20 protein-coding genes and 2 tRNA genes are annotated in these 23,635 nt (G+C 60.6%); 7 read left to right on the forward strand and 15 right to left on the reverse strand.

All coding sequences use genetic code 11. The features are described 5' to 3' along the window. The first annotated feature begins 23 nt into the window (after window positions 1-23). Entirely contained in the window at window positions 24-386 is a 363-nt protein-coding gene (locus tag HU715_RS01095) for a diacylglycerol kinase (protein ID WP_053118952.1), read from the forward strand. 4 nt (window positions 387-390) lie between these two features. Here the strand turns inward: HU715_RS01095 and HU715_RS01100 are convergent, their stop codons facing one another. Beyond that, window positions 391-1,317 (reverse strand): LysR family transcriptional regulator, encoded by a 927-nt coding sequence (locus HU715_RS01100; RefSeq protein WP_024617637.1) that lies wholly within the window; start codon window positions 1,315-1,317, stop codon window positions 391-393. Between the two features lie 121 nt (window positions 1,318-1,438). On the opposite strand from HU715_RS01100, the gene fpr reads away from it, so the two are divergent. Then, complete coding sequence (fpr, locus tag HU715_RS01105; protein ID WP_003184787.1) at window positions 1,439-2,218, forward strand: ferredoxin-NADP reductase; 780 nt, start codon at window positions 1,439-1,441, stop codon at window positions 2,216-2,218. Window positions 2,219-2,458: 240 nt separating this feature from the next. Here fpr and tsaA read toward each other — a convergent pair whose 3' ends face one another. The 5 genes from tsaA to rimO form a co-directional block, all read right to left on the reverse strand. After that, a complete protein-coding gene (gene tsaA, locus HU715_RS01110; RefSeq protein WP_186705558.1) occupies window positions 2,459-3,157 on the reverse strand; it encodes a tRNA (N6-threonylcarbamoyladenosine(37)-N6)-methyltransferase TrmO in 699 nt (232 codons plus the stop codon). A 214-nt stretch (window positions 3,158-3,371) separates the two neighbouring features. Next, window positions 3,372-3,833: a YehS family protein gene (locus HU715_RS01115; protein WP_053182473.1), complete on the reverse strand. Its 462-nt coding sequence runs from the start codon at window positions 3,831-3,833 to the stop codon at window positions 3,372-3,374. Window positions 3,834-3,891: 58 nt separating this feature from the next. After that, a complete protein-coding gene (locus tag HU715_RS01120; RefSeq protein WP_186705559.1) occupies window positions 3,892-4,602 on the reverse strand; it encodes an rRNA pseudouridine synthase in 711 nt (236 codons plus the stop codon). An 83-nt stretch (window positions 4,603-4,685) separates the two neighbouring features. Beyond that, window positions 4,686-5,159 (reverse strand): GNAT family N-acetyltransferase, encoded by a 474-nt coding sequence (locus tag HU715_RS01125; protein WP_186705560.1) that lies wholly within the window; start codon window positions 5,157-5,159, stop codon window positions 4,686-4,688. A gap of 238 nt (window positions 5,160-5,397) precedes the next feature. Continuing rightward, on the reverse strand, window positions 5,398-6,738 hold the full coding sequence (gene rimO, locus HU715_RS01130; RefSeq protein WP_186705561.1) for a 30S ribosomal protein S12 methylthiotransferase RimO: 1,341 nt from the start codon (window positions 6,736-6,738) through the stop codon (window positions 5,398-5,400). A gap of 334 nt (window positions 6,739-7,072) precedes the next feature. Here rimO and HU715_RS01135 point away from each other — a divergent pair, with 334 nt between their 5' ends. From HU715_RS01135 to HU715_RS01145, 3 genes are all read left to right on the forward strand, one after another. Continuing rightward, window positions 7,073-8,914, forward strand: coding sequence for a potassium transporter Kup (locus tag HU715_RS01135; RefSeq protein ID WP_434576609.1), 1,842 nt, complete (start codon window positions 7,073-7,075; stop codon window positions 8,912-8,914). Window positions 8,915-9,103: 189 nt separating this feature from the next. Further along, window positions 9,104-9,394 carry a type II toxin-antitoxin system Phd/YefM family antitoxin gene (locus HU715_RS01140; protein ID WP_186705563.1) on the forward strand — a complete coding sequence of 97 codons (291 nt, stop codon included), beginning with the start codon at window positions 9,104-9,106 and terminating at the stop codon, window positions 9,392-9,394. Window positions 9,395-9,405: 11 nt separating this feature from the next. Continuing rightward, a complete protein-coding gene (locus HU715_RS01145; protein WP_186705564.1) occupies window positions 9,406-9,693 on the forward strand; it encodes a type II toxin-antitoxin system RelE family toxin in 288 nt (95 codons plus the stop codon). Between the two features lie 243 nt (window positions 9,694-9,936). Here HU715_RS01145 and HU715_RS01150 read toward each other — a convergent pair whose 3' ends face one another. The 4 genes from HU715_RS01150 to HU715_RS01165 all read right to left on the reverse strand — a co-directional run bounded on the left by HU715_RS01150 (window position 9,937) and on the right by HU715_RS01165 (window position 14,406). Continuing rightward, window positions 9,937-11,226, reverse strand: a complete 1,290-nt coding sequence (locus HU715_RS01150; protein ID WP_186705565.1) for a virulence factor family protein — start codon at window positions 11,224-11,226, stop codon at window positions 9,937-9,939. Then, window positions 11,226-13,868 (reverse strand): bifunctional lysylphosphatidylglycerol flippase/synthetase MprF, encoded by a 2,643-nt coding sequence (gene mprF / locus HU715_RS01155; RefSeq protein ID WP_186705566.1) that lies wholly within the window; start codon window positions 13,866-13,868, stop codon window positions 11,226-11,228. The genes HU715_RS01150 and mprF overlap by 1 nt, the downstream gene beginning before the upstream one ends. A gap of 152 nt (window positions 13,869-14,020) precedes the next feature. Next, window positions 14,021-14,097, reverse strand: a tRNA-Met gene (locus HU715_RS01160). Window positions 14,098-14,329: 232 nt separating this feature from the next. Then, a tRNA-Met gene (locus HU715_RS01165) sits at window positions 14,330-14,406 on the reverse strand. A gap of 281 nt (window positions 14,407-14,687) precedes the next feature. Here HU715_RS01165 and dinB point away from each other — a divergent pair. Further along, window positions 14,688-15,749 (forward strand): DNA polymerase IV, encoded by a 1,062-nt coding sequence (dinB, locus tag HU715_RS01170; RefSeq protein WP_186708389.1) that lies wholly within the window; start codon window positions 14,688-14,690, stop codon window positions 15,747-15,749. A 197-nt stretch (window positions 15,750-15,946) separates the two neighbouring features. Here the strand turns inward: dinB and HU715_RS01175 are convergent, their stop codons facing one another. The 4 genes from HU715_RS01175 to HU715_RS01190 form a co-directional block, all read right to left on the reverse strand. Further along, window positions 15,947-16,900, reverse strand: a complete 954-nt coding sequence (locus tag HU715_RS01175) for a hypothetical protein (RefSeq protein WP_186708391.1) — start codon at window positions 16,898-16,900, stop codon at window positions 15,947-15,949. Between the two features lie 17 nt (window positions 16,901-16,917). Then, window positions 16,918-18,633 (reverse strand): proline--tRNA ligase, encoded by a 1,716-nt coding sequence (locus tag HU715_RS01180; RefSeq protein ID WP_186708393.1) that lies wholly within the window; start codon window positions 18,631-18,633, stop codon window positions 16,918-16,920. A 129-nt stretch (window positions 18,634-18,762) separates the two neighbouring features. Further along, window positions 18,763-20,322 (reverse strand): AmpG family muropeptide MFS transporter, encoded by a 1,560-nt coding sequence (locus HU715_RS01185; RefSeq protein ID WP_186708395.1) that lies wholly within the window; start codon window positions 20,320-20,322, stop codon window positions 18,763-18,765. Between the two features lie 44 nt (window positions 20,323-20,366). Beyond that, on the reverse strand, window positions 20,367-20,720 hold the full coding sequence (locus HU715_RS01190) for an MGMT family protein (RefSeq protein WP_186708397.1): 354 nt from the start codon (window positions 20,718-20,720) through the stop codon (window positions 20,367-20,369). A gap of 157 nt (window positions 20,721-20,877) precedes the next feature. On the opposite strand from HU715_RS01190, the gene HU715_RS01195 reads away from it, so the two are divergent. Continuing rightward, complete coding sequence (locus HU715_RS01195; protein ID WP_186708399.1) at window positions 20,878-21,885, forward strand: DUF481 domain-containing protein; 1,008 nt, start codon at window positions 20,878-20,880, stop codon at window positions 21,883-21,885. A gap of 198 nt (window positions 21,886-22,083) precedes the next feature. Here the strand turns inward: HU715_RS01195 and HU715_RS01200 are convergent, their stop codons facing one another. Continuing rightward, on the reverse strand, window positions 22,084-23,511 hold the full coding sequence (locus HU715_RS01200) for a toxin-antitoxin system YwqK family antitoxin (RefSeq protein WP_225917539.1): 1,428 nt from the start codon (window positions 23,509-23,511) through the stop codon (window positions 22,084-22,086). Window positions 23,512-23,635 lie beyond the last annotated feature (124 nt).

Below are 23,635 nucleotides of genomic sequence, written 5' to 3' on the forward strand. Positions count from 1 at the left end.
CTTTTCGATCAGTTGCCCACTCTATGTCACCTTTTAAAGGCCAGACCGGCCTGAAACGCATCCTCAACGCCTCCGGCTATTCCTTGGACGGGCTGCGCGCGGCTTTTGTCGGCGAAGCGGCTTTCCGGCAGTTGGTGCTGCTCAACGTCGTCCTGATCCCGTTGTCGTTCTTCCTGAACGTCAGTCGTGTCGAACAGGCGCTGCTGATTGCCGTGTGCCTGCTGGCACTGATCGTGGAGTTGCTCAACTCGGCGGTGGAGGCGGCCATCGACCGCATCTCCCTGGAGTTGCACCCGTTGTCGAAAAACGCCAAGGACATGGGCAGCGCCGCCCAGTTCGTCGCCCTGACGATGATCGCATTGGTGTGGGGCCTGATCCTGCTGTAACGGGTCAGGCAATGGCCGGCAGCACGATTTCGTCGCTGCGTTGGGCCCCGGCGGTGAAGGCCCGGCACAGTTCGAGGAATTCGCGCATGGCCGAGGTCTGGTACTTCTGTTTGTGCCAAATGAAATAAAACTGCCGCGCCAGGTCCATGTCCGGGGTTTCCACCGCGACGAGGCTGCCGCGGCGGAAGGCGTCGCGCAGGGCCAGGCGGGAGATGCAGCCAATGCCCAGGCCGGACTCCACGGCGCGCTTGATGGCTTCGGTGTGTTCCAGCTCCAGGCGGATATTCAACGCGCTACGGTGGTGACGCATGGCCTGGTCGAAGGTCAGTCGCGTGCCCGAACCCTGCTCCCGCAGAATCCAGGCTTCATGGGTCAATTCCTCCATGGTTGCCTGGCCGCGCTTGGCCAACGGGTGTTGAGGGGCACAGAACACTACCAGTTCGTCCTCGACCCAGCTTTGCACTTCGATGTCCGGGTGGCTGCAGTCGCCTTCGATTAGACCCAGATCAATTTCATAGTGGGCAACCTGGTGCACGATATTGGCAGTGTTCTGCACATGCAGCTTCACCTGGCTTTCCGGATGGCGTTGCATGAAACCGCCGATCAACAAGGTCGCCAGGTAATTGCCAATGGTCAGTGTCGCGCCGACCGCCAGTGAGCCGAAACCGGATTTGCCGTTGAGCAGGTCTTCGATCTCCTTGGCCTGGTCCAGCAGCGCCACGGCCTGAGGCAGCAGTTGTTTGCCCAGGGCATTGAGGCTCAGGCGTTTGCCGGCACGGTCGAAGAGCTGGCAGCTCGATTGCCGCTCCAGTTCGGTGATGGAGGTGCTGGCCGCCGACTGCGACAGATTGAGCTGGCCCGCAGCGCGAGACACGCTTTCCTGCTGGGCGACGGCGACGAAGACTTGAAGTTGACGTAGAGTAAATCGCATATCTATATAACCGATAACCCTTATCTTAATAATCCATTTAACAGATATTGTCGCCGCCATTAGAATGCGATGCAATTGCGCAGATTATCGGCGCAGGCATCATTCCCAGGAGTCCCCGTACATGAGCAACATGAACCACGAGCGTGTCCTCAGTGTTCATCACTGGAACGACACTCTGTTCAGCTTCAAGTGCACCCGCGATCCGGGCCTGCGCTTCGAGAACGGTCAGTTCGTGATGATCGGCCTGCAACAGCCCAACGGCCGCCCGCTTATGCGCGCTTACTCGATTGCCAGCCCGAACTGGGAAGAGCATCTCGAATTCTTCAGCATCAAGGTGCCCGATGGTCCGCTGACTTCCCAGCTGCAGCACCTGAAGGAAGGCGACGAGATCATCATCAGCAAGAAACCCACCGGCACCCTGGTGCTGGACGATCTCAAGCCTGGCAAGCATCTGTACCTGCTCAGCACCGGTACTGGCCTGGCGCCGTTCATGAGCGTCATCCAGGATCCGGAAACCTATGAGCGTTTCGAAAAAGTGATCCTGTGCCACGGCGTGCGCTACGTCAATGAAGTCGCCTATCGCGAGTTCATCACCGAGCACTTGCCGCAGAACGAGTTCTTCGGCGAAGCCCTGCGTGACAAGCTGATCTACTACCCGACCGTGACGCGCGAGCCGTTCGAGAACGAAGGCCGCCTGACCGACCTGATGCGCAGCGGCAAGCTGTTCCGCGACATCGGCCTGCCACCGATCAACCCGCAGGACGACCGCGCCATGTTGTGCGGCAGCCCGAGCATGCTCGACGAGACCAGCGAAGTGCTCAACAGCTTCGGCCTGACCGTTTCGCCGCGTATGCGCGAGCCGGGTGATTACCTGATCGAGCGGGCGTTTGTAGAGAAGTAAACTGTTGCGATAAGTGTGAAATGGGGTGTCAGCCAACATAGTGGTTGAATGTCGGACCGCTTTCGCGAGCAAGCCCGCTCCCACATTAGATCGCGGTGAGCGCGAATTTTGTGTTCACCACAGATCCACTGTGGGAGCGGGCTTGCTCGCGAAGAAGGCGACTCGGTCCAACAGGCACGCCCCCACAAAAAAGCCCGCGCCGCCTGATGAAGGCCGCGCGGGCTTTTTCGTTTCTGGTGTTTACGGTTTCGCCGGAATCACTTCCAGCACCCGGATCAACCCCGGCTCCGGGTAATGCCAACGCACATCCAGATCCCAGAACTGCGCACCATATTCCCGTTCGGCCGTAGGAATCTGGTACGCCGGGCGTGGGTCTTGGGCCAGGCATTGCTCAATCAACTCCACCAAGGGTTCTTCCAGGCGCGTGGCATGCTCATGGGCTTGAAGCAGCGCAGTGTCAGCCCATTGCACCGGAATCAACTCAGGCGCGGCGCTGGCGATGCTGTTGGTGGCCGAGCCGATGATGTCGGCGTAGGGCACGTAGGGCTTGATGTCCAGCACCGGGGTGCCGTCCAGCAAATCGATGCCCGAGAGCCACAGGCGTCCGGCTTCCACCCGTTCCAGCTTCACCACCGACTGGCCGATGCCGTTGGGGCGATGGGTGGCGCGAGTGGCGAACACACCCATGGACTTGTTGCCACCCAGGCGTGGCGGCCGCACTTTCAGGCGTGGCTTGTCTTCCAGGGCCTGGTGGAACAGAAACAGCAGCCAGACATGGCTGACCTGCTCCAGGCCCTGCACCGCCTCGCCCTGGTCGAACGGCGCCACCAGTTCCAGCACACCGCGTGCGGCCGGCGCCAGTTGCGGTTGGCGGGGAATGGCGAACTTCTCCTTGAAGCAGGAGCGTAGGAAGCCGATGGGGGAGACGCTGTAGGTCATGGGTTGGGATCGGGGCGAGGTTGAAAAGGCATCATAACGCGAGGGACCAGGTTGGCACTGTTCTCTGTGGCGAGGACGCTTTTGTGGCGAGGGAGCTTGCTCCCGCTGGGCCGCGAAGCGGCCCCCCTGGTTTTGTCTGACACACTGCGAGGGGACGCTGCGCGTCCAGCGGGAGCAAGCTCCCTCGCCACAAAGGCCCAGGAGGCCTGGGAAGTCAGCCGCGAACGCGCAGCGTCAGGCCCTTGAGGAAGTTGCGCAGCAGCTGGTCACCGCACGGTCGGTAGTTGGTGTGGCCGAACTTGCGGAACAGCGCGCTCAGTTCCGGCTTGGACACCGGGAACTCGGCGGCCTTGAGGATGGCGTGCATGTCGTCTTCCTTCAGTTCGAAGGCCACCCGTAGTTTCTTGAGGATGATGTTGTTGGTCACCGGCACTTCGATTGGCTGCGGCGGACGGCTTTCGTCCTTGCCGCGCTTGAAGATCACCAGGCCATCGAGAAAATGCGCCATGACCTCGTCGGGGCAGAACACGAAGCCTTCTTCCTCGTCTTTCTTGAGGTAGCCCGCCAAGTCCGCCAGGGAGACGTCGAGGCCGCCCAGCTTGATGATCTCGATGACTTTCTTGTCGCTGATGTCGAGCATGTAGCGCACGCTGCGCAGTACGTCGTTGTGAATCATGTGTGCGGTCCTGATCAATCGGCAGTGGGCGCCTGCGTTCGGTGCGGCGCCGGGGAAATTAGAATTTTTCTTTGGTAGACAAGTAGCGCCACTGGCCCAGCGGCACTTTGCCGATGGAGACGCCGCCGATGCGGATGCGGCGAATGGCGACGACCTTGAGGCCGACCGCCTGGCAAAACAGCGCGATCACGCCGGGCTGCGGGTTCTTCATGGCAAAGCGCAGGCGGTTCTCGTTCTGCCAACTGGCCTTGACCGCCGGCAGTTCCTTGCCCTTGTAGGTCAAGCCATGGTTCAGGCGATTGAGGCCATGGGCGACCATTTCGCCTTCGACTTCCACCACGTATTCCTGCTCGATCTTGGCGGCGTCGGCGGTGAGTTTGCGCAAGATCTTCCAGTCCTGGGTGAACACCAGCAGCCCGCTGGCGTTGGCCTGCAGGCCGGCGCTGGCGGTCAGGCGCAGGAAATGCCCCTTGAGCGGGCGCTTGCCGAAGCGATGTTCTTCGCTCAGGGTCTGCGGTCCGAGGGAAGCCATTGCGGTGTCTACATCCATGCCTGCCGGGACGTTCAGCAGGAGCGTCACCGGCTCCGGCGCGGTGGCCTTGGCCTCGGGATCGAGTTCGACTTTCTGGGTCGTCACCTTGAACTGCGGCTCATCGATCACTTCGCCGTCCACGGTGACCCAGCCGCCCTCGATGAACAGCTCAGCCTCCCGACGGGAACAGCCGACGAGTTCGATGAGGCGTTTGGAGAGACGAATCGGGTCAGTCATGACGGGGGCCGTAACAAAAAGAGGGTGGGCATTGTACCTGCCTGGCGCCGGTTAATCGCGGGTCCATTTGCCTCATGCAACTTTTAGCCGCGTCCCGCCTTCAGGTCAGGCTGCTTGTAGCGCATGTGCAGCAGCGGGTAGGGCTGGTTCATGCCGTCTTTTGCCGAGCGCCCGACCACTTCGAAGCCTTGCTTGAGGTAAAAGCCCAAGGCTTGCGGGTTCTGTTCGTTGACGTCCAGTTGATCGGCGTTCAGGTGTTCCATGGCGTAGCGCAGCAACAGCTTGCCCAGGCCCTGGCCACGGTGTTGCGGGTCGATAAAGAGCATCTCGATCTTGCCCGCCGCGACACCGGCGAAACCGGTGATCCGTTGGCGTGCGTCACGGGTGCAAATGAGCATCACCGCATCCAGGTAACGAGTGAGTACCAGGTTTTTCAGCAATTCGATGTAGCTGTCCGGTAGAAAGTCATGGGTGGCCCGCACCGACGCTTCCCAGACCTGGGTCAGTTCCTGGTAATCGCTCGGTTTCGGTGTGTGGATGACCGAATGCTGGCGCATGTCCATCAGTTCCTTGTGCTGGATGTGCTGGGTTTCTCCATACGATAGCCGTAAAAAAGCCCCGCATCTCGTTACAAGAGCGGGGCTTTTCAATTTTTCGGCTTGTAAAAGAACCTGTGGGAGCCGAGCTTGCTCGCGATGGCGTCGTGTCAGCCAACATTCATGCTGGCTGATGCACCGCTATCGCGAGCAAGCTCGGCTCCCACAGGTCTTGCAGCGGCCTGAAAAGCTCAATGGATCAACCGATCTGCTCAGCCCACAAATCGTACTCATCGGCGTCGGTCACCTTGCACCAGACCTTGTCGCCTGGCTTGAGGTTGCTGCCGTTGTCGATGAAGACGTTGCCGTCGATTTCCGGCGCGTCGAAGAAGCAGCGGCCCACGGCGCCTTGCTCGTCCACTTCATCCACCAGCACTTCGATTTCACGGCCGACGCGCATTTGCAGGCGCGCCGAGCTGATGGCCTGCTGGTGCGCCATGAAACGCTCCCAACGGTCCTGCTTGACGTCGTCCGGCACCACGTCCAGGTCCAGGTCGTTGGCCGGTGCGCCTTCAACAGGGGAGTACTGGAAGCAGCCGACGCGGTCGAGCTGGGCTTCGGTCAGCCAATCCAGCAGGTACTGGAAGTCTTCTTCGGTTTCACCGGGGAAGCCGACGATGAAGGTTGAACGGATGATCAGGTCCGGGCAGATTTCACGCCAGTTCTTGATGCGGGCCAGGGTCTTGTCTTCGAACGCCGGGCGCTTCATGGCCTTGAGGACTTTCGGGCTGGCGTGTTGGAACGGGATATCCAGGTACGGCAGGATCTTGCCGGCCGCCATCAGCGGGATCAGCTCGTCGACATGGGGATACGGGTAGACGTAATGCAGGCGGACCCAGACGCCGAGGGTGCTGAGGGCCTCGCACAGCTCGGTCATGCGGGTTTTCACCGGTGCGCCGTTCCAGAAGCCGGTGCGGTATTTCACGTCGACGCCGTAGGCGCTGGTGTCCTGGGAGATCACCAGCAGCTCCTTGACGCCAGCCTTGACCAGGCGCTGGGCCTCGTCGAGGACATCGCCCACTGGACGGCTTACCAACTTGCCGCGCATCGACGGGATGATGCAGAAGCTGCAGCTGTGGTTGCAGCCTTCGGAAATCTTCAGGTAAGCGTAGTGGCGCGGGGTCAGCTTGATGCCTTGTGGCGGCACCAGGTCGATCAGCGGGTTGTGGTCCTGGCGTGGCGGCACCACCTCGTGTACGGCGTTGACCACCTGTTCGTACTGCTGCGGGCCGGTCACGGACAGTACGCTTGGGTGCACGTTGCGGATGTTGCCTTCTTCCACGCCCATGCAGCCGGTGACGATGACCTTGCCGTTTTCCTTGATGGCTTCGCCGATCACTTCCAGGGACTCGGCCTTGGCCGAATCGATGAAGCCGCAGGTGTTGACCACCACCACGTCGGCGTCTTGGTACGTGGACACGACGTCATAACCTTCCATGCGCAACTGGGTCAGGATGCGCTCGGAGTCGACCAGAGCTTTTGGGCAACCCAGGGATACGAAGCCAACCTTCGGATTGGCGGGCGCGGGAGTGGTGGACATGTCTAACCTCGGTGTAGGGGGATCGTCTCTTGTCGAGACAGGGCGCCTGGCGCGCCTCTGATCAAAAAGTGCGCAATTCTATCTGTGGCCGGGCTGCTTGACCAGCTTTATACCGGGAAATACGACGAGTGCTGCGCTATGCTTCGCGCCTTTGCGCTCTGGCGATTGCTACAGTCAACAAAACATCTGTAACAATGCGTAAAGCTGCGCATGCTGCCTCAACAAAGCATCGTGTTTCGTTCAAGAAGACAGGTCAGGGAATCGGGAGTGTTGGATGGCTCATGCAAGTAGTCAGGTGGCAGGTGCCGAGCATTCGGCAGCGAAGCCGCTGAGCATGCTGGTCGCGGCGGTCGGAGTGGTTTATGGCGACATCGGCACGAGCCCGTTGTACACCCTCAAGGAAGTGTTTTCCGGGGCCTATGGCGTACCCGTCAATCACGATGGGGTGCTGGGGATCCTGTCGCTGATTTTCTGGTCGCTGATCTGGGTCGTGTCGATCAAGTACATGATGTTCGTCCTGCGCGCCGACAACCAGGGCGAGGGCGGGATCATGGCGCTCACCGCCCTGGCGCGGCGAGCGGCGGCGGGGAGGGCGCGGCTGCGTACATTCCTGGTGATCTGCGGCTTGATCGGCGCGGCGCTGTTCTACGGTGACAGCATGATCACCCCGGCGATCTCGGTGCTTTCGGCGATCGAGGGCCTGGGCCTCGCATTCGAAGGCATCGACCACTGGGTGGTGCCCCTGTCGCTGGTGGTGCTGGTGGCGTTGTTTTTGATCCAGCGCCACGGCACTGCAAGGATCGGCATTCTGTTCGGCCCGATCATGGTGACCTGGTTCCTGGTGCTCGGCGCCCTGGGGGTGTACGGCATCGTGCAGCATCCGGAAGTGTTGCAGGCGGTGAACCCGGCCTGGGCCGTGCGCTTCTTTGTGGTCCATCCGGGCATGGGCGTGGCCATCCTCGGCGCGGTAGTGCTGGCGCTGACCGGCGCCGAAGCGCTGTACGCCGACATGGGCCACTTCGGTCGCAAACCGATTGCCCGTGCCTGGTTCATCCTGGTGTTGCCAGGCCTGATGCTCAACTATTTCGGTCAAGGTGCGTTGCTGCTCGGTGACCCGGAAGCGGCACGCAACCCGTTTTATCTGCTGGCGCCGAGCTGGGCGTTGCTGCCGTTGGTCGGCCTGTCGACCCTGGCCACGGTCATCGCTTCGCAAGCGGTGATTTCCGGCGCGTTCTCCCTGACGCGCCAGGCCATCCAACTCGGTTACATTCCGCGCATGTACATCCAGCACACCTCTAGCGCCGAGCAGGGCCAGATCTACATCGGTGCGGTGAACTGGTCGCTGATGGTCGGCGTGGTGCTGCTGGTGCTGGGCTTCGAATCGTCCGGCGCGCTGGCTTCGGCTTACGGCGTGGCGGTGACCGGTACCATGTTGATGACCACGATCCTGGTGTCCGCGGTGATCCTGCTGTTGTGGAAATGGCCACCGCTGCTGGCAGTCCCGTTGTTGTTCGGTTTCCTGCTGGTGGACGGTCTGTACTTCGCCGCCAACGTGCCGAAGATCATCCAGGGCGGTGCGTTTCCGGTCATCGCCGGTATTGCCTTGTTCGTGCTGATGACCACCTGGAAGCGCGGCAAGCAACTGCTGGTGGATCGCCTGGACGAAGGGGCGTTGCCACTGCCGATCTTCATCAGCAGCATCCGCGTGCAACCCCCGCACCGCGTGCAAGGGACCGCCGTGTTCCTGACCGCGCGTTCGGATGCCGTGCCTCACGCCCTGTTGCACAATCTATTGCACAACCAGGTGCTGCATGAGCAGGTGGTGCTGCTGACGGTGGTGTACGAGGACATTCCCCGGGTACCGCCGCAACGGCGCTTTGAGGTCGACGCCTACGGCGAAGGGTTTTTCCGGGTGATCCTGCACTTCGGTTTCACTGACGAGCCGGACGTGCCCGAGGCGCTCAAGCTCTGCCATCTGGATGATTTGGATTTCAGCCCGATGCGCACCACCTACTTCCTCAGCCGCGAAACCGTCATTGCCTCCAAGCTCGAAGGCATGGCCCGCTGGCGTGAGTCGTTATTCGCCTTCATGTTGAAAAACGCCAACGGCAACCTGCGCTTCTTCAATCTACCGTTGAACCGGGTGATCGAACTGGGGACGCAGGTCGAGATGTAGTAGTACCAGGAAAACAAAAAAGCCCTCGTTGCCTTGCGGCGGCGAGGGCTTTTTTATGGGGGTGTCTTTTCAATACAGCAATTGGTCGGGTGATTTTTTTCAACTTGATTTATACACGTTGTCGCGCAACACTTTGCGCATAACGGTATGTATAAAGATATGCAGTATTCATGCGGCAGGAGGTAAGACATGGCAGCGTTACTGGAGCGGGCTGATCAAGCAGTATCCGTTACGGCAATGGTCAGGGGGTTCAGCGCGAAGCTCAAGGAAGTATCGAGCCGTGCAACCGAAAAGCTGGTCATCTTCAAGGACAATGAGCCGGCAGCAGTGATTATCAACGTCGATGCCTATCAGGAAATGCTCGATGAGCTGGAAAACCTTCGCGTCGAAGCGACGGCTCGCGAGCGCCTGATCGGTTTCGACCAGGCCAAGGCTATCAGCCATGAGGATATGCGGGCACGGTACGCCAAAAACGACTGAAGGAGCGGTGAATGGCTTGGGGTGTTATTTACCATCCGGAGGTTCAAGACGATTTGGATCAGTTGGGTGCGGCGGCCGCGAACCGGATTCTCGATGTCATCGAAGCGCGGATTATGAATGGTGAACCGGACAAAACCGGTAAGCCGCTCAGAGCCAGCCTGGCGGGATGTCGAAGAATTCGAACAGGTGATACCCGTATCGTGTACAGGGTCGACGGGAAAGTGATTCAGGTATTGATCGTGGCCGTTGGCGCTCGGCGGGATAAGGAAGTGTACGACGCGGCAGAACGTCGTCTTTAAAAAGCCCTCGTTGCCTTGCGGTAGCGGGGGCTTTTTTATGAGCTACACAATGTCGGCGCCAGGCGAACCTTGTGGGAGCGGGCTTGCTCGCGAAGGCGGCGTGCCAGTTGGCGATGATGTCGACTGACACGCCGCCTTCGCGAGCAAGCCCGCTCCCACAGAGGGTTGTGTGTAAGCCGGGCGGTACAAAAAAAGCCCCGGCAACCGTAAGGCTGTCGGGGCTTTTGTCAGGCTGGTATCTGTTTACTGTTCGGCTGTCTTGTTCTGGCGCTTGTTGATCTCATCGATCAAGCGCTTGGCCAGGGCCGGGTAGTTTTCGTCGAAGTGGTGGCCGCCAGGCAGCTTGATGGCTTCCCCTACGGCGGTCTTGTCGGTGCAGCCGCTTTCGTCGGCTTCTTCGCCGCCGTAGATGCACACCACTTTGTCGGCTGGCAGCTTGGCCATTTCCGGGCCGGTGGCGGCTTCAGTGCCGGCGTTGCCGAGCCAGCCTTCGACTTCAATCTCGAAGCTGCCGGTGCGGGCGAAGGCCAGCAGGATGATCGCGTCGACCCGCTGTTGTTCGGTGGCCGGCAGGCGGTTGTAGATCGCCGGCAACACGTCGGCGCCGAAGGAGTAGCCGGTCAGGATGAAGCGCTTGGTGCCCCAGATCTGCCGGTAGTGTTGCATCAGCTCGGTCAGGTCCGCCGCGCTCTGCTCAGGGCTCTTGTGCTGCCAGTAGTAGCGCAGGGTGTCGATGCCGACCACTGGGTAGCCGATCTTGGCCATTTCATCGGCTACATCGCGGTCCAGGTCACGCCAGCCGCCGTCTCCGGAGAGGAACAGGGTCACGGTATCCCGCGCCTGGCTGGCAGGCACTTCCACCACCGGAATGCTCAGGCCGCCCTTGGCCTTGTCGGTGCCCACCAGGATCTTGCGCAGCTCGTTGTTCAGCACTTGCGGCAGGTTGATGTCGTAGTCGCTGATGCTGGTTTCGGCGTTTTTTTGATCCCTGACGAAACCGGCGCTGGTGTCGTCGGGGTTGTCGTTCCAGGCCACCAGCCAATGACCATGGGCTGCGCTTTTAGGCAACAGGTGGGTGCAGCCGGGTTTTTCCAGGGCCAGGTCCACCGACACGGCCTTGGCCTTGTCGTCCTTCTGCTCGGCCAGCCAACGCCAGGCCAGCACGGCGCCAGGGCCGATGCCGCTGACCAATGTGGCCGGGCCTTGCAGTTCTCTCAGGCCGGCTTGCAGGGCACGGCCTTGCAGCATGCAGTCCTTGGGCAGGATCACCTGGACGATCTGCGCCGAGCCGCTACGGCTGAGGGTCGTCAATTGCGAGTCGCTGAGCTTCTGGTCCTCATTGACCGCCACCAGTACCCGAGCGAGCGCCTTGGCGCCGGGGGTGACCCGGGTCAGTGCTGCGCCATCGGCGGGCGCCAGTTGTTCAAGGGTGGGTTGTGGGGCCGGGCGGTTCCAGTACCAGTAACCGCCACCGAGAATCACCGCCAGCACCAGCAGGGCGGCCACTACGTATCGCCAGGAGCGTTGCATCATCAGCGTTTCACCAGTCCAGTCAGGCCGCCCGCAATCAGGGCGGCAGTATCGGCCAGCGCTACCAACGGATCGAGTCCGGCGGGCACGGCCATGTAACGAGGTTCCCAGTCAGGCTGGAATTTGTCTTTGAAGCGGCGCAGCCCCTGGAAGTTATAGAGCTGCTCGCCACGGCGGAACACCATTGAACCCAGGCGCTGGGTCAAGGGTGCGCCGCGCCGCGGTTGCAAGCCCGACAGCGGGACCATGCCGAGGCTGAAGCGGGCGTAGTCATGGTTTTTATAATGCTGGATGAGGCCGACCATCATGAATTCCATGGTCAGTTTCGGCGCCTCGGGGTGGGCACGCATCAGGTCGAGGCTGGCCAGGTCGTGGCTGTGGGTTTCCAGCAGGTTGGCGAACGCCACCGGCCGGCCCTCGAAACGAATCACTGCGATGCGGAAATGCTTGAGGTAGTCGTCGCTGAAACGCCCCAGGGAGAAACCTTTTTCCCGCACGTTCTTGCCGGTCAGCCAGGCGTCGGAAATGACCTTGAGTTCGTCCATCGGCGCCTGGCCTGGCTCGTGGATCTCCAGCGACAGGCCATCACGGGTGCCGCGGTTCCAGGTGTAGCGCAAATCCTTCATCTCTTTGCCCTTGGCTTCGAGATCGAAACGCTTGAGGTCGACCCGTGCTTCCTCGCCCAGCTTGATGGCCGTCAGGCCGATGTCCATGTAGTAGGGCAGGTTTTCGGCGCGCACCTGATAGAACACGGGACGGGCATGGTGGATGTCGCACAGGTCGCGGAACTGCCAGATCATTTCGGCCCGCTGCTGGGTAGGGCCGATCGGGTCATACAACGCCACCAGGCTGCGACCACGGCGGGCATACATCAGGAATGCCTCGTCGTTGGGGTGGAACAGCAGCGCCTTGTCACCGGTCAGGGCCAGGCCGCCGTCGGGTTGCGACGATGCCATGAGGACCGTTTTGGCCCGTTCCAGTTCTCCTGCCGTCGGCAAATGGATCACCGGCCGTGCCGTGCGCAGCAGCCAGGTGAGCGACACCACCACCAACAGCACGGCCGCCCCCAAGAGGGAGCGCAAGCCGCGAGGGGCGTCGGCATCGAGGGTAAACTGCCACCAAAGTTGATGGCTGTAGGGCACGTCCTGGTAGGCAAAAAGCAACAACCAGATCGACGCGCCGAGGACGCAGAGGCTGGCGATCAGGAACAGCGGGGAGAAGGGCAATTCGGTCAGGCGGCTTGGACGATAAAAGGAGCGCCGGAATACAGCCAGCAAGGCCGCCGTCAGCGTCAGCAGCGTGGCTTCTTCCCAATCGAAGCCCTTGAGCAGCGAGAGCAGGGCGCCCACCAGCAGCAAAACCGTGGTCAGCATCCAGGCGGCCGACAGGCGACGGCGCAGGCCTTGGGCGAGCAGCAGGCACAACACGCCCACCAGGCTGGCACCGAAGTGCGAAGCGTCCACCAGCCGATGGGGAATCAGGAAACCGATGTGCTCCAGGCGGGTGTCGATTTCCGGTGTCACGCCGGAAAACAGCAGCACCACACCGGAGAGAAACACCAGTACCGCCAGGATCGGCGCGGCAAGCCCCGAGGCTGCCCGCAGGGTCTGGCGCGTCTGGAACAGCCGTTGTGCCTCATTGATCAGCAGTAACACGCAGGCCACCAGCATTGGCAGCAGCACGTAGATCAAGCGGTACAGCAACAGCGCCGCGGCTAAGGGGGCGGCGCCGAGTTTGTCGGCAAACGCGGCCAGCAGGATCGCCTCGAATACCCCGACTCCGCCCGGCACATGGCTGAGCACCCCGGCGGCCAACGCCAGCAAGTACACCAGCAGGAAGGCGCCGAACGGCGGTGCCTCGGGCAGCAACAGATACAACACCGTGGCGGCCGCGGCCACATCCAGCGCGGTAATCACCAGTTGCAGGAAGGTCAGGCGCCGGCCCGGCAGGCGCAGGGTGCGACGCCCGGCCTTTACCAGAAGGCTGTCCCTATGGGGCTGCTCTGGCAGGCGCCGACGGTAAATACCGATGGCCAAGGCGCTGGTGAGCAGCAGCACCGCCACGGAAATCGCCCCAAGCAACGCGGCAGGTAAATGCAGCGCGGCAGACGCGGCGGGCAGGTTGCTGAGTGTTGCCAGGGCGGCCAACGGCGGCAACGCACAGCCCAAGGACAGGCTGGCGAACAGCGTCATGTGGGCGACATCCGATGCCCCGAGGCCATGACGCGCATATAGGCGGTAGCGAACCGAGCCGCCCGACAGCAGCGACAGGCCAATGGCGTTGCCAATGGCGAACGCCGTGAACCCGCCGAGGATCATGGTTTGCGGTGGCAGCGTCACACCGGCATAGCGGCTGGCGGACCATTCGTAGCCCAGGAGAAGGATGAAGCCGACGACCGTGGCGGCGATCGCGCCGAGCAGGGCAGGCCGGGGCACTTCCAGAATCGAGTCGTGCAGGGCGTAGAGATCGAGCTCGCTCAGCAAGTGGCGGCAGGCAATCAATGCAATCGCAAATAGCAGCAGCGTGACGGCGAGACCGATGGGCTGGCGGTACTGACTGATCCGATCCAGCCAGCGCAGTCGCTCGGCCTTGATCGGTTGTGTCGCAGTAACGGAGTCTTGCGGGTCAGACGAGTGGGCGCGCATCAATCACCTCTTGAGCTATGCGCGACAGGATGGGGGTAACCAGCGAAGTTACCAATCCCTGCGGTAGAAAATAATTACAAAATATTTGTAATGAAGCCTTTTTTCATCAGGCACAAAAAAGGCCACTCTTTCGAGCAGCCTTTCTTGATATTTGGTTGCGGGAGCCGGATTTGAACCGACGACCTTCGGGTTATGAGCCCGACGAGCTACCAGACTGCTCCATCCCGCGTCTGTGTGGCGGCATTCTACAGGCGAACGCCCGGGTGTCAACCGTTAAAAGGCGAAGGGGCGAAATAAACCACTGATCCGTCCCTTGCCTGGCTAAATGCTCGGAATCTAAAGAAAATTGTCCTACAACCTGGGGCGCGTGGGGGGTCGTAGGCGGCGTCTCTCTGATCGAGTGGTCAAAAAACGAGCAGGCACAAAAAAGGCCACTCTTTCGAGTAGCCTTTTTTGATGTTTGGTTGCGGGAGCCGGATTTGAACCGACGACCTTCGGGTTATGAGCCCGACGAGCTACCAGACTGCTCCATCCCGCGTCTGTGTGGCGGCATTCTACAGAGGATCGAGCAGCTGTCAAGCCTGGTGTTCAAAAAAACTGTTCCGCTTCAAGCGCTTAGCCTTGTAAAAGGCATTGTGACAACGCTGTGACGCAGGCCTGGCAAGGGTTGGCGCTCTATTGGGCGGTTCATTGCGATTGAAGAAGTAAATTTGTGTAGGCGTTTTCGGGCCTCAACGAAGGATCTTTCAAACTACTGGTGCTATATACAGGTGCCGGTGCGATACTGGTGGCCCGATTCGTCGCACACCCTGTTCCGCTATGACGCAACGTAAAATCATCCATGTCGACTGTGACTGTTTTTATGCCGCTATCGAGATGCGCGATGATCCGCGGCTGGCCGGCAAGCCCTTGGCTGTGGGTGGCTCGGCGGATCGGCGGGGTGTGATTGCCACCTGCAACTACGAAGCGCGGGCCTACGGCGTGCGCTCGGCCATGTCTTCCGGCCACGCCTTGAAGCTCTGTCCGGACCTCACCATCGTCAAGCCGCGGATGGAGGCCTATCGGGAAGCGTCGAAGGAAATCCATACGATTTTCAGCGATTACACTGACCTGATCGAGCCGCTGTCCCTGGACGAGGCCTACCTGGACGTCTCCGCCAGCGCCCATTTCGGCGGCAGCGCCACCCGCATCGCCCAGGACATTCGCCGGCGTGTATCCAATCAATTGCACATCACTGTGTCCGCCGGCGTCGCGCCGAACAAGTTCCTGGCCAAGATCGCCAGTGACTGGAAAAAGCCCAACGGGTTGTTTGTCATCACCCCGGATCAGGTCGAGGATTTTGTCTCGGCCCTGCCGGTCAGCAAGCTCCACGGCGTTGGCAAGGTCACTGCCGATAAGCTGAACCGGCTCGGCATCAACGATTGCCTGCAGTTGCGTGAATGGGACAAGTTGGCACTGGTGCGCGAATTCGGCAGTTTCGGTGAGCGGCTCTGGAGCCTGGCCCGTGGGATCGATGAGCGTCTGGTGCACAACGACAGCCGGCGGCAGTCCATCAGCGTGGAGAATACCTACGATGTCGACTTGCCCGACCTGGTGAGCTGCCTCGACAAACTGCCGGAGCTGATGGAAACCCTCAGGGGGCGCATGGCCCGGATCGACAGCAGTTATCGACCGGGCAAGCCGTTCGTCAAAGTGAAGTTCCACGACTTCACCCAGACCACGCTGGAGCAGGCCGGGGCAGGGCGTGACTTGGGCAGTTACCAGTTGTTGTTGACCCAGGCGTTCAACCGGGGCGGCAAGCCGGTGCGGTTATTGGGGATCGGGGTGCGGCTGGAAGACTTGCGGGGTGGGTTTGAGCAGTTGGAGTTGTTTGAGCGGTGAGGCTGTCGCTTGGCTGATGAAGGCCATGCCTTTTGCTCTTGTGGCGAGGGAGCTTGCTCCCGCTGGGCCGCGTAGCGGACCCAAAACTGCTACTCAACGTATCTGACATACCGAGGTGGCAGGTTTCAGGGCTGCTGCGCAGCCCAGCGGGAGCAAGCTCCCTCGCCACAAGAGAGATTGCCCCATCCAGACTGGGCTCAGTGAGCGCCCGGATCCGCCACCAATCGTCCGCCATCCTTGGTCAAGGCTTTCATGAACTCGGTCTGCAGCTCCGGATCGTTGCGCGTCAGTTCGATCAGGCTCTGTTCCAGTTCACTGGCTTCCTCTTCAAGTCCCAGCTCCGACAGGCGCCTGACCCGATGGACCCACTGGCTCACCTCGTCGTCTTCCAAGTCGTCGTAGATCAGCGCGTGGGCTTCCACCAGCTTGCTACGCAAGGTGCTGCTGATGCTCAGGGATGAGTCGGTGTGAACCTCGTCCTGGGCATCCGTCACGCTGATCTGCAATTTGCCGAACTGGCTCAGGTCCTGTTCGGCGAACGGGCTTTCCAGCAGGTTCAAGCGCAGCACGCCGTTACGGTCGGTGCTCAGTTCGAAGGTCTGCCGGGCGGCCTTGACCTCCACCGGGCGTTCGCTCCAGGGCAGGCTCGAGTGTTCCGTGCGCTTGTCGCGCTGGACTTCGTCGATGCCCGCCAGGTTCTGCTGGGCGCGGCCATGGGAAGGGACGTTCATGAACGGGTTGAGCCCGGCGAAACCGTAGCTGATCCAGTCACGGGTCGCCGTGTCCGGCAGGTTGCCGAGGGCGAACACATTGACCACGTTCGCACCGACACCGGCCACGACGGCCACCGCGCCCAGGGGGATCTCGTAGATTTCCCGCCAGGGTTGGTACGGCGTGTAGCGATCATAATGGCGGGTGACCTCGAACTCAGTGACTTCGAAGGTCTTCTGCTCATTGATGCGCACCCGACGCTGCGGCAGGTCGAGCACCTTGGGTTCGCCCACGTCGATCTGCAGGCTGTGGTCGAGCAATTTGCGCTCGACCCGCTTTTCGTGCTCGCTGCGTTGCGACATTTGGTTGGCACAGCCGCTGACCAGCAGGGCGCCGCACAGGGCGGCGCCACCGAGGCCTAAGGTGTTTCGCTTGAACATGACGTCTCTATCTGGTGTCAGCGGCGGATACGGGCCTGGAGGAACGACAACACGTCGGCGACCGGCAGCGCTTGCGGCTCGGCCTCGGTGCGGCTCTTGTATTCCAGGTTGCCTTCGGCCAGGCCACGGTCACTGACGACGATCCGATGAGGGATGCCAATCAGTTCCATGTCCGCGAACTTGATGCCGGGGCTGGTTTTCTTGTCGCGGTCGTCCAGCAGCACTTCGAAGCCGGCGGCCGTCAGTTCGGCGTAGAGCTTGTCGGTGGCTTCGCGCACCAGGTCGGTTTCGTAGCGCAGTGGCACCAGGGCCACCTGGAATGGCGCCAACGTGTCGCTCCAGATGATGCCTTTCTCGTCGTTGTTCTGCTCGATGGCGGCGGCCACCACGCGGGAAACGCCGATGCCGTAGCAGCCCATTTGCAGGGTGACCGGCTTGCCGTTCTCGCCCAGCACTTCGCATTTCATCGCCTTGCTGTACTTGTCGCCCAGCTGGAAGATGTGGCCGACTTCGATGCCGCGCTTGATTTCCAGGGTGCCCTTGCCGTCCGGGCTTGGATCGCCGGCCACGACGTTGCGCAGGTCCGCGACGGTTGGAACCGGGAGGTCGCGTTCCCAGTTCACGCCGAAGTAGTGCTTGTCATCAATGTTCGCGCCGATGGCGAAGTCGCTCATCAACTCCACCGAACGGTCGATGATGATCGGCAGTGGCAGGTTCAACGGGCCGAGGGAGCCGGCACCGGCGCCGATGGCGTCGCGCAGATCGGCGTCGGTGGCCATGACCAGCGGACTGGCGACGCCTGGCTGGTTGGCGGCCTTGATTTCATTCAGCTCGTGGTCGCCACGGACGATCAGGGCAATCAACTTGCCGGCTTCTTCCGCCCGTACGATCAGAGTCTTGATGGTGCGCTCGATCGGCAGGTCGTAGCCTTCCACCAACTGGGCAATGGTCTTGGCGTTCGGCGTGTCCACCAGGCGCAACGCTTCAGTTGGCGCGGCGCGGGAGGTTTCCCGTGGCACGGCTTCGGCTTTCTCGATGTTGGCGGCGTAGTCGGAGCCGTTGCTGAAGACGATGTCGTCTTCGCCGGACTCGGCCAGCACGTGGAATTCGTGGGAACCGGCACCGCCGATGGAACCGTTGTCGGCTTCAACCGGGCGGAATTTCAGGCCCAGGCGGGTGAAGATGTTGCAGTACGCCTGGTGCATGCGGTCATAGGTGACCTGCAGCGAGGCCAGGTCGGCGTGGAAGGAATAGGAATCCTTCATGATGAATTCGCGACCGCGCATCAGGCCGAAGCGTGGACGGATCTCGTCACGGAACTTGGTCTGGATCTGATACAGGTTGATCGGCAGCTGCTTGTAGCTGCTCAACTCGTTGCGCATCAGGTCGGTGATCACTTCTTCGTGGGTCGGGCCTGCACAGAAGTCGCGACCGTGGCGGTCTTTGATGCGCAGCAGCTCAGGGCCGTATTCTTCCCAACGCCCCGATTCCTGCCACAGCTCGGCCGGCTGGGTGCTCGGCATCAACACTTCCAGGGAGCCGGCGGCGTCCATCTCTTCGCGAACGATCGCTTCCACCTTGCGCATGACCCGCAGGCCCATCGGCAGCCAGGTGTACAGGCCCGAGGCGAGTTTGCGGATCATGCCGGCACGCAGCATCAATTGATGGCTGATCACGACGGCATCGGAAGGCGTTTCTTTTTGTGTGGCGAGCAAAAATTGACTGGTGCGCATGGTTGGCCGTTGTCGGTTGCTGATGACGAGAAGTGACGGAGCATTGTACGGGCGAGATGCCCTGGCGTACAGGCGCGTGGCCGGTCGCCAGGTGCGGACACCGGTTTTCCCGGTGTTTTCTGAAGTTTCCTACGACTCTTCCGCGGGGCGGGTGGGCGCCGGTTCCTCGGCGGGTGCCGAGTCCTGGCGACGGTTCTCCTGGAACCAGTGCAAGGCGATCAGCAACAGGGTCGGCACGCCCAGCAGGGCGGTGATCAGGAAGAAATTGTGGTAGCCGAACTTTTCCACCATCACCCCTGAATAGCCACCGATCAAACGCGGCAGCAACAGCATGATCGAGCTGAGCAAGGCGTATTGGGTGGCGGAGAATTTCAGGTTGGTCAGGCTCGACAGGTAGGCGACGAACGCCGAAGTGGCCAGGCCGGAGCTGAAGTTGTCCAGGGAAATGGTGACAATCAACATCTGCAGGTTGGCGCCCATGTCGGTGAGCATCAGGAAGAGGATGTTGGTGGCGGCCGAGGCGACACCGCCGATGAACAGGATGGGCAGGATTCCAAAACGCACGATCAACAGGCCGCCCATGCCGGCGCCGACGAGAGTCATGATCAGCCCGAAAATCTTGCTGACGCTGGCGATCTGGTCCTTGGTGAACCCCTGGTCGATGTAGAACACATTGGCCATGACGCCCATGACCGTGTCGGACATCCGGTAGGTTGCGATCAATCCGAGCAGCAGCAGGGCCTGCCAGCGATAACGCAGGATGAAATCGTTGATCGGCGTCAGCACTGGCGCCAGTCCGCGCCGGCCCATGGCCGACAGGCACAGGGCGGTCAAGAGGGTATAGAGGATGGCCCGCAGGAAGGCGCGGTCTTCGAGCAGCAGGTCGAGCAGGCTGACGCCCTCGAACAGCACGCTGGCGAAGTCGGTGTTGAAGAGTTGGGTGAACATCGCCGGGACGGAGACCAGCAGCACGATCAGTACGAATACCGACGCCAACTGATGGACAAACGTGTAGCGCCCGGCCTGCAACTGGGTGCGCAGCGGTACCGGTGGCTCGCGCATGAACAGGGACGTGAGGAGCGCCGGGACCATCAGCACGCCGAACAACAGGTAGGTGCCGGCCCAGGCCGAGTGTTTGTAGCTGAAACCGGTGGAGCCAAAGCCTTCGGCGAAGAACAGGGCGCCGGCGGTGGCCAGCAGCGCGGCGATGCGGTAGCCGGACATGTAGCTGGCGGCGAGGGCGGCCTGGCGGGTGTCGTCGGCGATCTCCAGGCGGTAGGCGTCGACGGCGATGTCCTGCGTCGCAGACGCGAAGGCCACGATCACGGCGATGGCGATCAACCAGGATAGGTGTTTCTGTGGGTCGCAGAAGCCCATGCCGATCAGGCCGAGAATGACCAGCGCCTGGGAGAGCACCAGCCATGAACGACGGCGCCCCAGTTTGCCGAGCAGCGGCAGGCGCCATTGGTCGAGCAGCGGCGACCAGACCCATTTAAAGGCATACGCCAGGCCGATCAGGCTCGCGTAGCCAATGGTTTCGCGGGCCACGCCGGCTTCGCGCAACCAGACTGAAAGCGTGGAAAACACCAGCATGTATGGCAAGCCGGCGGCGAAGCCAAGCAGCAACAGCACGAGCGTCGAGGGACTGGCATAGGCGGCGAGGGCGGCGCGCCAGGTTTTACGGGGCATGGGCTGGAGTCTGCCTCAAAAATTGCGAAAACAAAGCGCGCACTCTAACCGCTGTGCTCTACCGGGCGCCAGCCATGGCGCTGAATATCAACACGATTGTTCAGGATACTGATTCCTTCCATGCGCAGGCGTGCGCGCTGTTCATCCCCCGAGGCGCTGCCCACCGGCAGGCTGATCCGACCACCGGCCGCCAATACCCGATGCCAAGGCAGCTTGGTGTCGTTCGGCAATTGGCTGAGGGTTCTTCCAACCCAGCGCGCCGCGCGGCCCAGGCCGGCCATCTCGGCAAGTTGGCCATAGGTGACGACCTTGCCCGTCGGGACCTGTGCCAGGGTCAGATAAAGGGTGGTGCGGCGGATCTGGGCGGCGTTCTCGGTGCTCGCTGGGGTGTCAGTCACGTAGGGGTTCCTGAGGTGGGTGTCCGTCTGTAGATTAATTCCTACAGGACTGGTTGAGAAATGAACTCATCAGTCCTACACAGGTCAGTCCTTGCTGAGGTGTCATCCTGGGGGATAATGCCGCCTTTTCACCGCAAACTTGAGCCCTTTATCGCTTATGTTGTCTAGAACCCTGCTATGCCTGGCTGTTGCCAGCGCCTCCATGCCCCTACTTGCCGACACTGTCTGGTTGAAGAATGGGGACAAACTCAGTGGCAAGATTACCGTTTTCGATGGCGGCAAGTTGCTGATCCAGACCGATTATGCCGGCGCGATTCCCGTTGACTGGAAACAGGTCAAGACCCTGGAGAGTGATCAGCAACTCCTGGTCAAGCAGGATGCCTACACCGGCGAGAAAGCCAAGGCGCTGCAAGCGGCCGAGGATGGCAAGGTCACCCTGGCCAACGGTGATGGGCCCAAAACCGTCGAGCTGGCCAGTATCCAGCAGATCCTCAAGCCCAAGCCGGTGGTCGAGGACCTGGTGTGGAAAGGCAATGTCGATGCCGCGCTGGATTACCAGCGTGCGGAAGCCGATACCGATGATTACGACATCGATTTCAAGACTTCGGCACGCCACGGCAGATGGCGGCACACTGCTGAAGGCGAATACAACCGTGAATTCCAGGATGACGTCGTGTCCGCCGATAACTGGCGCCTGGAGTATTCCCTCGATCGGTTCATTACCGACAAATGGTTCTGGCAAGGTCGCTTGAATTACAAACGCGACAAAGTCGAAGACCTGGCTCGCCAGCGCGTAGTGGGTACCGGTCCGGGCTACCAGTTCTGGGATGACGAACTGGGGGCGTTCTCCCTGGGTTCGCTGCTCAACCGCACCGATTACGAGTACCGCGACGGCGGCAAGGACAACTTCTATTCCGTGGCGATGAAGTGGGATTACAACCGCTACCTGATCGGCAAGCGCGTCGAGTTCTTCACCAACGGCGAAGTGGGCAAGCCGCTGTCCGGCGTGGCGGAGTACGCCTATGACGCCGAGATGGGGCTGCGCTACAAGGTCACCGACTGGGCATCGCTCAATCTCAAGGCCGAGAAGGATGTCATCGAGGGCACCGAGGACAGCGACCTGAGCAAGACGCGCTACACGGCGGGGTTTGGCGTGACCTGGTAACCCCAGGCTAGCCAACAAATCAATGTGGGAGCGGGCTTGCTCGCGAAAGCGGTGTGTCAGTCAACGAAAATGTTGCTGATTCACCGCTTTCGCGAGCAAGCCCGCTCCCACAGGTTTTGTGCGTTGGCAAAAGCTGACACGATCGTCAGGAGCGCAATAACCAGCAGGCAGTCCGTTAGAGGCGGGTTGCGTTGCGTCTTACATATGCAGGCATCCTTGCTGGCGTACGCCTTCAGTGTATTCGCAATCCTCTACTAGCCTTCCATCGCTGTTCCAGTATTGGCTGATGCCGTGGAGCTTGTTGTCTTGATATTGGACGGACGAACGAGGCTTGCCATCTTCAGCCCAAGTCCGAACGTGACCCTGTAACTGTCCGTCTTTGTAAGTCTCTTGCCTTTTAAGCTGGCCGTTTTCGTGCCACTGCTTGAAATCCCCGTGTTTGCGTTTGCGTTCGTCCCATTGCCATTCGGTTGTTTTGATGCCCTGCTCGTTCCAGAGCGCGTAGCTGCGCTGAGTCCCACGCTGATGGGACTCCTTTCTTTTGGTCCTGCCATTGGGATGGTATTCGACTACCCAGCCATCGGACTTACCGTTGAGCACGTTCCGAGACAGCTGGAGCGCGCCATTCTCAAAATAGATAGGGCTGAAGCCTTGAGCTTTGCCGCGAACAAAGACTACGCGGCTCCTCAGCTGACCGTTCGGGTAATACGTCAGGGCCGGTCCATCCCATACGCCAGCTTTATAGCTGGTTCGGCCAATCACTCTCTGATTTTCGTCATATTCAAGATACTCACCATCCTCCAGCGTACCTTGACGCCATTTGAAGGATTCGGCGATTTTGCCGTTGTCGTGATAGGTGGTTTGCCAACCGTCCAGCTCATTGTTTAGGTGATTTTCTCGTTGGATGATCACGCCGTCTCGGGAGTAGGTCAGCGATTCTCCCTGGCGTAGGCCATCTCGATCATTTTGGTAGCGATGGTGTAGCTGCCCGGTTGGATAATAGGCTTTGGCTTCGAATACGGGGCGGCTTGAAGCGAAATCTTCCGCATTTACGAAGTAGTCGTAGCGCAGAGCTCGGGAGTTGACGTAAAAAACTTCCGCCCGCCATGCCTGGCGTTTGCTGTCGTAAGGCATAGGCATTTCCAGGTAATAAGCCGCGAGACTTTTTCCCGTTGGTTTATAGTCCTCATCCAGAAAAAGCTTTCCGTCGACCAGCGTAGCGGTCAGCTCGCCGCATTCTTCGGGGGTACAGGGGCGGACTTTTTCAAGAAAAGCGCGTTTGCGTTCGCAGTTTGAAAGCGTCAAGAGAAGAGGGGTTTTCTGGTCTATAAGATCCTGAACTTCGCCAAGTGCCCGCCGAAACGATTCATCTGGCACCCCTATGGATTCAGGGGTGAGGTAAACCTCGTTGCTCCCGCAGGAGTGAGGTGTAGAGAGGGTCAGGCGTGCTGCGGCTCTTAACTGCATTACGGAGTGGCCGTTAACCTCTTGACCTTTTGCCAGGTACGTGGCGCGAGGATTCATCGCTGTTATGACCGAAGGGTGATCAGGTCGTGATTCTGCATTGAGAGGAGCGGTAAAAACGAGTAGTGCTGCGTTGAGCGCCTTCCAGGAAATGAGCTGCATCCTGCTTCTTCCATGTGATTTTCAGGGTGCGAATCATATAGAGCAGAAGCGGGGCTGAGGGCTGGTAAAACACACGGACACAAAAAAGCCCCGCTTTTGAGGGCGGGGCCTTTTACTAAAGCAA

The sequence above is a fragment of the Pseudomonas zanjanensis genome, from assembly GCF_014268745.2.
Taxonomy (GTDB): Bacteria; Pseudomonadota; Gammaproteobacteria; order Pseudomonadales; family Pseudomonadaceae; genus Aquipseudomonas; species Aquipseudomonas zanjanensis.